The organism is Dietzia sp. B44, assembly GCF_014145245.1.
Classification (GTDB): domain Bacteria; phylum Actinomycetota; class Actinomycetes; order Mycobacteriales; family Mycobacteriaceae; genus Dietzia; species Dietzia natronolimnaea.
Map to the genome: position 1 here is coordinate 1 of NZ_JAALEF010000012.1, position 8904 is coordinate 8904.

The window sequence follows — 8904 nt, forward strand, 5'->3', positions numbered from 1 at the left end:
GGGCCCGGGTGGACGCGGCGCTCCGCGGAGACCCGACCCCGCCGGGTGCCACGGCTCACGGCGGCCACGGTGATCGCCGCGATCGGCGGATCCGTGATGCTGGCCGGGATCGCGTTCCTGCTGGTGGTCGCCATCCAGGCCGGGCTCTTCCCACCGATCGCCCGGGTGGTCGCCGCGGCGGTACTCGCGCTGGTCCTGGTCGGGCTCGGGTTGTGGTTGCAGTCCCGCCACGAGGCCACGCCCGAGCGCCCGATCAACCCCGGCGCGTTGGCCCTGGTCGGCACCGGTCTGGCAGCGGCCATGCTCGACGTGATCGCCTGCACCACTCTCTATCAGTGGATCCCCGTGCCGGCGGCGTACATGTTCGTCGGCGGGCTGGCGCTCGCGGGCATGGCCCTGGCACAACGATGGTCCTCGGGGCTGCTCGCCTGCCTGGTCTCGGCCGGCACGATGGTGCTGGCACCGTTCATCTCCACGGGCGTCGAGCTCCCTGTCTTCCTGGTGATCCTGGCCATCGCGACCGCCGTACTCGGCGCCGAACTCGGGATCGCGGTCAGGGTGGTGTGGTCGGTCTTCCCGGCACCGGTCCTCGTGGGCTACCTCACGCAGACGCACCTCCACGACCGGGGCGAACAGGTCGCGCTGATCGTGGCGGCCCTGGTATTCGCCGCTGTGGGCGTCGGGGTTGCCTGGGTCGACTCCGTGCGCCGCCGCCCGGCTCCGGAGAACGCGGCCCTCGTCGTCGTCCCCACCGCCGTCCCCCTGCTGCTCCTCTCCGGACTCTTCCTCCTGCGGCCGGGCTGGCCGGTCGGCGTGATCCTCGCCGCGGCCTATCTCACCGTCGCGGTGGTGGCCGGACGTCGAGCCCACGAACCGGGACCGGTGCTGCTGTCCGCCGTTTCGGGGGTCGTGGGCAGTGCGCTGCTGTTCGGCGCCTGGGTGGAACTGGGCGGACGGGAGATGACGAGCCTCGCCCTCACCCTCAGCGCCACCGGCTACGTCGTGGCGGCGGGCCTGTGGGGTCGCCGCTGGGCGGACTGGGTGGCCGGCGTCGGCGCCGCCATCGCGCTGGCCGTGTACCTGGTCGTCAACGAGCCGTTCCTCGCGCTCGACGAGCGTCTGGCGGTCCGCGAGCTGACCTACTGGGACGTGGTGGCGGCGCTCGCGGTCACCGCGCTCGCCGTGGCCGCGACGTGGTGGGCGTCCCGGCGGGTGCCCCGGCAGTCCTCCAGGGTGGTGATGGCGGGTGCCGTCGCGGCGCTGTTGGCCTTCTCGGTGATGGTGGTGGCGGCCGGAGTGGTGATCGGTGACCTGGCGGGCGCGGCGCGCAACGGCTTCCTCGTGGCCCACCTGGTGGTCACCGTGCTGTGGATCAGCTGCGCGGCCTGGTTGATCCTCACGCCGAGTCCCCGGCTCTCGGACGCCCGCAGGATGGGTTTCGTCCTGGGGTCGCTCGCGCTCGCCAAGTTGTTGTTCCTCGACCTTGCCACGCTGCCCGGCCTGTTCCGGGTGCTGTCCTTCATCGCGGTGGGCGCGGTGATGTTGGCCGTGGCCGTCCGCTACCGCAGGGACACCGAACCGTCCGGGAGCGGATCCCCCACGTAGACGCGGAAGGCGCGCGGTTCCGCGCCGGACATCAGGACCTCGACCTCGGGGTGGTCGACCTCGTCAGGATCATCCGAGGGCAGACTCCAGACCACTTCACCGGAGTCGGTGAGTTCCCTCAGCGCGAGGCGCGTGGCGCGCACCCACGTCACGTGCCGGAGTGCCGGCTCGTCGCGGAGATCGTCCTCGGCCATGCCCTCCCGGAGGTCGACCATGAGACGTTCCCCGTCGGGAGCCTCGTATGCGGTGCACACGTGGTCGACGAGGACGGACAGTGGCCACGACGGACCGGAACCGAGCAGATCGACGATGATCATGCGCGCATCGCCGACCTGGCAGGCCGTCGGTGTGGTGAGGACGTGGAGCCTGTCGGCCACGTCCTCCGTGATCTCGATGAACTGAACGGTCATGGTGAGCCCCTGTTCCCGCGCGACGGTCGATGGTGGGCCCCGCGGCGCGGCCCGGGCCGTCCCGACTGTGACGTAGATCATATAATACGTCAGTGGCCGACAAGTCTCGGCCAGATGACGATCCCGGAAACAAGCACGTGGGACCCCGTCGGAACCGCAGGTCAGGGGATAGGGTCGACTGTGTGACCACTCTGCACACCGGGCCCTCCGACGACACCACGACGGGGCGGACCGACGCCTTCACGCTGTCCTACTCCGAGTTCGATCCCGGCGAGGAGGGGCTGCGAGAGACGCTCACCTCGACGGGCAACGGTTACCTCTGCACGCGCGGCGCGGCCGAATGGGAGGACGCCGACGGGGTCCACTACCCCGGGACGTACGTCCACGGCCTGTACAACCGCGCGACCACCATGCTCGGCGGCGTCCCGGTGCACAACGAGGACCTGGTCAACCTGCCCAACTGGTTGCCGCTCAAGCTCAGGATCGGCGGGGCGGAGGTGCTCCGGCTCGCAGAAGTGGAGATCCTCGAGTACAGCCACCGAGTGGATCTGCGCTCGGCGCTGATGACCCGCCAGATCCGCTTCCGCGACCGGGAGGGGCGGGAGACCGAGTTGGTGAGCCGGCGCTTCGCGTCGATGGCCAGCATGCACCACGCCTACATGGAGTGGACGATCACGCCGCTGAACTGGTCCGGCCAGGCTGAGGTCGTGAGCGCGCTCGACGGACGCGTCACCAACGACGGCGTACCGCGATACCGGCAACTCGAGAGCGACCACCTCCGGCCGGGCAGCACGGTGTTCCCGCACCCCGAGGTGATGGCGCTGAAGGTGCGCACCCGGCAGTCCGAGGTGAACATCGGTGTCGCGGCACGGACCCTCGTCTCGACCGGCGGTCGGAAACGAGACGTGCCCCGCTCCGACTTCCGGATGGCGGACTACATCCAGCAGACCCTCCACGTGGAGCTGGAGCGCGACGTCCCCACCACGATCGAGAAGTCGGTGGCGCTGTTCACCTCGCGTGACCCGGCCACGGGGGACACGCTCCTGCGCGCCTCCCGGTCGGCCGCCCGGTCGCGCCCGTTCGGTGCGGCGTACGCGCACCACCGCGAGTCCTGGGAGCGGTTGTGGCAGGCGTGCGACCTCCACGTGTTCGGCGACGACGAGGCCCAGCACCTGCTGCGGGTGCACATCAGTCACATCCTGCAGACGTGCTCGCACAACACCGCCGACCTCGACGCCGGCGTGCCCGCCCGCGGGATCAACGGCGAGGCCTACCGGGGCCACGTGTTCTGGGACGAGTTGTTCGTCTTCCCGTTCCTGACCTTCCGGCTCCCGGCCGTCACCCGCAGCCTGCTCATGTACCGCTACCGGAGACAGTCCGAGGCGCGGGTGGCGGCGGCGACGGCCGGGTACGAGGGGTTCATGTTCCCGTGGCAGAGCGGATCGCTCGGCACGGAGCAGACCCAGGAACTCCACCTCAACCCGATGTCGGGGCGGTGGGACATCGACCTGTCGCACAACCAGCGCCACGTCAGCGCGGCGATCTTCTACAACGTCTGGCAGTACATCACCCTCACCGAGGACACGATGTTCCTCGAGTTCCGGGGTGCGGAGATGATGCTCGGCATCGCGCGGTTCTGGTCGTCCATCGCGCACTACTCACCGGAGCGGCAGCGCTACGAGATCCACGGCGTGATGGGGCCCGACGAGTACCACGAGAAGTACCCGGGCGCGTCCGAGGGCGGGCTGCGCAACAACGCCTACACCAACGTCTTCGTGGCGTGGATCTGCGACATCGCCGCCCACCTGCTCGACCTGCTGCCGGCGCCCCAGGCCGGCGCCGTCCGCGCCCGGCTCGAACTGCGTGACGACGAGATCGAGCGGTGGAAGGACATGAGCCGCAAGATGTTCGTGCCGTTCCACGACGGGATCATCAGCCAGTTCGAGGGGTACGAGGACCTCGACGAGCTGGACTGGAACTCCTACCGTGCCAAATACGGCAACATCCAGCGGCTCGACCGGATCCTCAAGGCCGAGGGCGACACCCCGGACCGGTACAAACTGGCCAAACAGGCCGACGCCGTGATGCTGTTCTTCCTGTTCAGCGACGACGAACTGCGGCGGGTCTTCACCAGACTCGGCTATGGGTTCGCGGACGATGCCGCACAGCGCACCATCGACTACTACGACCAGCGCACGTCACACGGGTCGACCCTGTCCTACATCACGCATGCCGGGGTCCTCGCCCGCTTCGACCCGGACAGTTCCTGGGATCGTTTCAAGGTGGCGCTGGGCAGCGACGTCAACGACATCCAGGGAGGAACGACCCGCGAGGGTATCCACATGGGTGTCATGTCCGGGACGGTCGACCTGATCCAGCGGTTCTACGCGGGGATGCGGGTGGAGAACGGGATGCTGCAGATCCACCCCAACCTGCCCCGGGATATCGACGGGGTCTCTTTCAACATGACCTACCTGCGGTCCCCGCTCACGGTGACGGTGATGCAGGACAGCGTCACGGTGCATCACAGAGACGGTGTGATCGACTCGACCCCGGTCCACGTGTGCGTGGCCGGACAGGAGCGCATGGTCGCGGTGGGTGGCGAGGAGACGTTCAGCCTGACGTGACGCCCGATCAGTCCGACGCGACGCCCGGCCCGGTGGGAGACGCGGCCGGGTGCGGCCTCCGGCCCGATGTGACGTCGTGCCGCGCCCGTCGCCGTTCCTCTCTCTCCCGGTGGCGGGCGGCGTGGCGTTCCCTCTCGCGCTCGGTCTCCACCTCGTGGTCGTACGGGTTCCCCCGGAATCGACGGATCGAGTAGACGATGAGGACGAGGCCGATCAGGCCGGAGCCGATCAGGCTTCCGCCGGTGCCCCACCCGCCGATGAACCACCAGGCTGGATCGAGGGGCCACCACTGTGGTGCCGGGGGGTGCTGGCCCCAGTAGATCCCGAGTCCGACCAGCCACGCCACGCCGAGCACCGACGCGGTGATCCTCGGCCAGGTCTGCACCCCTCGGGACGCGCCCTCGAGGGCCACGCGCTTGACGGGGTCGACCCGCTTCTCGAACCACTCGTACTGCTGGGAGAGCACGACCATGCCCGCGAAGAGAGTGAGCAGCCCGGGGCCGGGGAGGAACAGAGCGGCGATACCCAGCACGACGAGCGTCCACCCGAGTGTCTCGAGTGCGAGGCGCTTGGCCGCGACGTAACCGAGTCTTCTCACCAGACCATGGTGGCAGAGATCGGCTCACCGGTGCAGTAGCGAGCAACCCGTCCCCGGTCAGGCGACGGCGGTTCCCAGGATCGAGCCGATCCCGTAGGTCGCTGCCATGGCCGCGAGACCACCGAGGAGTAGCCGGCGCACGGCCTTGCCCCGATCCGCGTCTCCCAGACGCGCGGAGACGTATCCCGCGAGCGCCAGACCGACCATGGTGAGCACCGCGATCGTGGGCACTCTCAGGCTGGCGGGGGCGAGGATGGCGAGCAGAGGGATGATCGCCCCGAGGGTGAAGGCGATCGCGGAGGAGACGGCTGCGTGCATCGGGTTGGTCAGTGCCTCCTGATCGATGCCCAGTTCGGCGTCGAGGTGGGCGGAGAGTGGATCGACGGCGTGGAGTTCGGTGGCGACCAGCCGGGCGGTGTCCACACTGAGCCCCTTGGCGGTGTAGAGCCCGACGAGTTCTTCGAACTCGGCCTCGGGCTCGCGGTCGAGTTCGCCGATCTCCTTGGAGATGAGCGCACGTTCCGTATCCCGCTGGGTGCTCACCGACACGTATTCGCCGACGGCCATCGAGAACGCGCCGGCGGACAAGCCGGCGATCCCCGCGACCATCAGGGCGGATCGGTCGGTGGTGGCCGCAGCGACGCCCATCACGAGCCCGGCGGTCGAGAGCAGGCCGTCGTTCGCCCCGAGGACGGCGGCACGAAGCCAGTTGAGTCTGTCGCCGACCGAGGCGTCGTGCGGTTCGACGGCGTCGTGGCGGGTGGAGCGAGGGGTGTCCATGTGTCCACGCTAGGAGTCGGCGCGCGGAGTCACAAGCGTCGATAGCCTATCCTTACCAGCGCTTCTTGCTCCTCGACGCGCTCAGGCCGGGACCGGGGAACCGAACGCCCGGGCCGCTCGGACGCCCGCCTCGAGGTCGACCTCGGGCCAGCCGTCGGGGGAGTGGAGGACGGCCGCCAGGTCCCGGGCGGACAACCGCGCACCGGCCGACAGGAGCGCGTCGACCGCTCCGGTCGCGGGGGCGTCGAGGAGGGTGTCGTCGGCCAGCTCGTCGACGATGTCCCGCACGGCCGTCGCGGTCACCGGGTAGATCTCCGGGTCGAAGCCGTCGTCGGTCGGCTGGTCCAGCCGCCACCACGCGGCCCCGTCCCAGCCGTACAGGAAGCCCAGGTAGAGGCCCTTGGACCGGGCGTGCTCGACCCCGCGTCGCCACCACCCCGGGGCGTCGCCGACGAGGTCCGTCCCGGCCTCTCCGGCACGCCCGCTGCCCTCCGTGAGGGAGAACTCGTGGTGCCAGCCGGCCAGGAGAGCGCGCCCCTCGCCGGGCCGGACGAGGGCCATCCACATCCCTTCCGCGCCGACCCAGTGCAGGGCCGAAGGTGTGGGCGGGGAGTGTTCCAGGCCCACCGCGGCGCGCACGGCGGCGTCCACGGCGAGGAGGGAGGCGATGTCGTCGGGCGTCGAGTCCAGGTCCACGGGGAGCAGGGCCATGGGCTCACGGTAGCCGGTGACCGCCACGGCGAGGTGACGATCGCGGTGAACGTCCGGCGACCCCTCGGTGTCCGGCCTCGGTCTTCGTTCGCCGGTCCGGCTGCGGCGACACCTGTCGACTCCTACGGTGTCACCATGGACAGTGTGACCACAGACGACGGCGTTCCCCCCGGGCCACGCCTACCCGGCCTGGTGCAGGCCCTGCTCGCACTCTCGGCCCCCGCGGCCGTCTTCCCGGCCGCCGCCAGGCGGTACGGGGTGCCGTTCAAGCTCGACCTGATGCCCAAGGGCCGGACGGTGGTCGCCGTCGCCGATCCCGCCGACGTCAAGGACGTCTTCGCCGGCTCGCCGTCGGTCTTCCACGCGGGCAAGGGCAACGAACTGCTGCGGCCGCTGTTGGGGGAACACTCTCTCCTCCTCCAGGACGGTGACGAACACGCGCGCGCCCGCCGGCTCCTCGCGCCGGCGTTCGGGCGCCGCGAGATCGAGGGGTACCGCTCGCTGGTCGAGGAGGTCACGACCGAGCAGTTGGATCGCTGGCCGAGATCGGGCCGGGTCCGTGCGCACGTCCTGTTCAGCGAGCTCACGCTCGAGGTGATCCTTCGCGTGGTGTTCGGGGTGACGGACTCGGCCCGCCTCGACCGGATGAGGCCGATCGTGGCGCGGGCGGTGGACGCCGGGCCGGTGGTGATGATCGGCATGGGCATCCTGCCGCTGCGCCGGTTCCGGCCGTGGAGCCGACAGGTCCGGGACCTCGCGACCATCCACGCCTTCCTGCATGAGGAGATCGAGACGACCCGCCGGGACCCGGCCCTGTCCGGGCGACGGGATCTGCTGGCACTGCTGGTGCGGGCGTCCGCCCAGGACGCGCAGGGGTTGTCCGACGAGGAGTTGCGCGACCAGCTGATGACCCTGGTGGCCGCAGGACACGAGACCACGGCCACCGCCATGGCGTGGTCGGTGCTCGAGCTGGCCCGGCATCCCGGGATCCAGGATCGATGTGTGTCCGAGATCGCCACCGGCGGCACGGAGTACCTGGACGCCGTGCTCAAGGAGTCCCTGCGACTGCACCCCGTGGTCCCGATGGTGATGCGGGAGCTGCAGGAACCCGCCACCGTAGGCGGCCGCACCTACCCGCGGGGGATGACCATCTCGCCGTCGATCATCCTGGCCCACCGCGCGCCGGCCGCCTACCCCGCGCCCAAGGAGTTCGACCCCGGCCGATTCCTCGGCGACGTCCCGACCCCCACCACCTGGCTGCCCTTCGGCGGCGGCGCCCGCCGGTGCATCGGTGCGTCCTTCGCGATGATGGAGGGCGAGGTGATCCTCCGGCAGGTGTTGGAGCGCTACCGGCTCGACCGCGTGGGCAGTGGCCACGAGTGGCCCAGGGCGCGGAACGTGACGCTGTATCCCTGGCGACGCGCACGGGTGGAGCTGCGACCGAGGTGACGCAGGGCCGCCGCGACGGGCCGGTGATGTGCGTTTCGGTGGAGATTTTCATACCGTAGGAGGGGTGAACGCTTCCCAGTCGCCCTCGCCGCAGGTCGAAGCGCCTCGCGCCTCGGCTCCCCGCATGTACACGTGGATCTCCGAGACCGGCAGGGTGATCGAGCAGGTGAGACTCGTCCGGAAGGGCGAGTCCTCCCGCGCCCGGGGTCGGATCGTCTCCGCCGCGCACCCCGACCACCAGGCGTTCACTCTGGAGTACCAGGTCGAGATCGGATCGGACCTGGCCCCTCACCGGGTGCAGCTGACCGTGTCCACCGAGGAGTACGAGCGCACCATCGACCTGGTCCGCGATGCCGAGGGCTCCTGGCTCCTTGACGACCCTTCCGACACCCGATCCCGCGTGGGCGGCGACGGGGTGGTCGACGTGGACGTGACGTTCAGCGTGTTCTTCGCCAGCGTGATCAGCCGACGGCTCGGACTGCACTCGCAGCCCGGTTCGATCGAGCAGCGGGTGCTCTCGGTGGACTCCCTGACGCTCGACGTCACCGAGGACTCGGTCACCTTCTCCAGTGACGACGAGAAGGTCCACGGGATCACCGCCACCGCCGCCACGAGCGCGACCGTCGACCCCGACGGGTTCATCCTCGACGTCACCGGGCTCAGTCGGCGGGTCTGACCTCCCGCCCGGCGGCCCCGGCGGCGCGGAGGTCCGCGAGCCAGCCCG

8 protein-coding genes are annotated in these 8904 nt (G+C 70.1%); 4 read left to right on the plus strand and 4 right to left on the minus strand.

Going from position 1 to position 8904, the window contains the following annotated elements; all coding sequences use genetic code 11:
- Window positions 1-1605: DUF2339 domain-containing protein (locus G6017_RS00515; protein ID WP_194307669.1), on the plus strand; the 1605-nt coding region annotated here is incomplete at its 5' end.
- Here the strand turns inward: G6017_RS00515 and G6017_RS00520 are convergent.
- Window positions 1560-2015: a hypothetical protein gene (locus G6017_RS00520; RefSeq protein ID WP_241730451.1), complete on the minus strand. Its 456-nt coding sequence runs from the start codon at window positions 2013-2015 to the stop codon at window positions 1560-1562. The genes G6017_RS00515 and G6017_RS00520 overlap by 46 nt on opposite strands.
- Before the next feature lie 182 nt (window positions 2016-2197).
- Here G6017_RS00520 and G6017_RS00525 point away from each other — a divergent pair, with 182 nt between their 5' ends.
- Window positions 2198-4642, plus strand: a complete 2445-nt coding sequence (locus G6017_RS00525; RefSeq protein WP_182615383.1) for a glycosyl hydrolase family 65 domain-containing protein — start codon at window positions 2198-2200, stop codon at window positions 4640-4642.
- A 7-nt stretch (window positions 4643-4649) separates the two neighbouring features.
- Here G6017_RS00525 and G6017_RS00530 read toward each other — a convergent pair whose 3' ends face one another.
- From G6017_RS00530 to G6017_RS00540, 3 genes are all read right to left on the minus strand, one after another.
- A complete protein-coding gene (locus G6017_RS00530; RefSeq protein WP_179524306.1) occupies window positions 4650-5240 on the minus strand; it encodes a PGPGW domain-containing protein in 591 nt (196 codons plus the stop codon).
- Window positions 5241-5297: 57 nt separating this feature from the next.
- Window positions 5298-6020 (minus strand): VIT1/CCC1 transporter family protein, encoded by a 723-nt coding sequence (locus G6017_RS00535; RefSeq protein ID WP_017838261.1) that lies wholly within the window; start codon window positions 6018-6020, stop codon window positions 5298-5300.
- 81 nt (window positions 6021-6101) lie between these two features.
- Window positions 6102-6731, minus strand: coding sequence for a hypothetical protein (locus tag G6017_RS00540; protein WP_179524307.1), 630 nt, complete (start codon window positions 6729-6731; stop codon window positions 6102-6104).
- A gap of 144 nt (window positions 6732-6875) precedes the next feature.
- Between G6017_RS00540 and G6017_RS00545 the strand changes: the two genes are divergently transcribed.
- Window positions 6876-8180, plus strand: a complete 1305-nt coding sequence (locus G6017_RS00545) for a cytochrome P450 (protein ID WP_347237847.1) — start codon at window positions 6876-6878, stop codon at window positions 8178-8180.
- Window positions 8181-8244: 64 nt separating this feature from the next.
- Window positions 8245-8856 carry a putative glycolipid-binding domain-containing protein gene (locus G6017_RS00550; RefSeq protein ID WP_245847146.1) on the plus strand — a complete coding sequence of 204 codons (612 nt, stop codon included), beginning with the start codon at window positions 8245-8247 and terminating at the stop codon, window positions 8854-8856.
- The last annotated feature ends 48 nt before the right edge of the window (window positions 8857-8904 follow it).

Excerpts from the sequence above, each read along its gene's own strand:
- G6017_RS00520 (WP_241730451.1), bottom strand. The coding sequence starts at position 2,015 with ATGACCGTTCAGTTCATCGAGATCACGGAGGACGTGGCCGACAGGCTC.
- G6017_RS00535 (WP_017838261.1), bottom strand. The coding sequence starts at position 6,020 with ATGGACACCCCTCGCTCCACCCGCCACGACGCCGTCGAACCGCACGAC.
- G6017_RS00540 (WP_179524307.1), bottom strand. The coding sequence starts at position 6,731 with ATGGCCCTGCTCCCCGTGGACCTGGACTCGACGCCCGACGACATCGCC.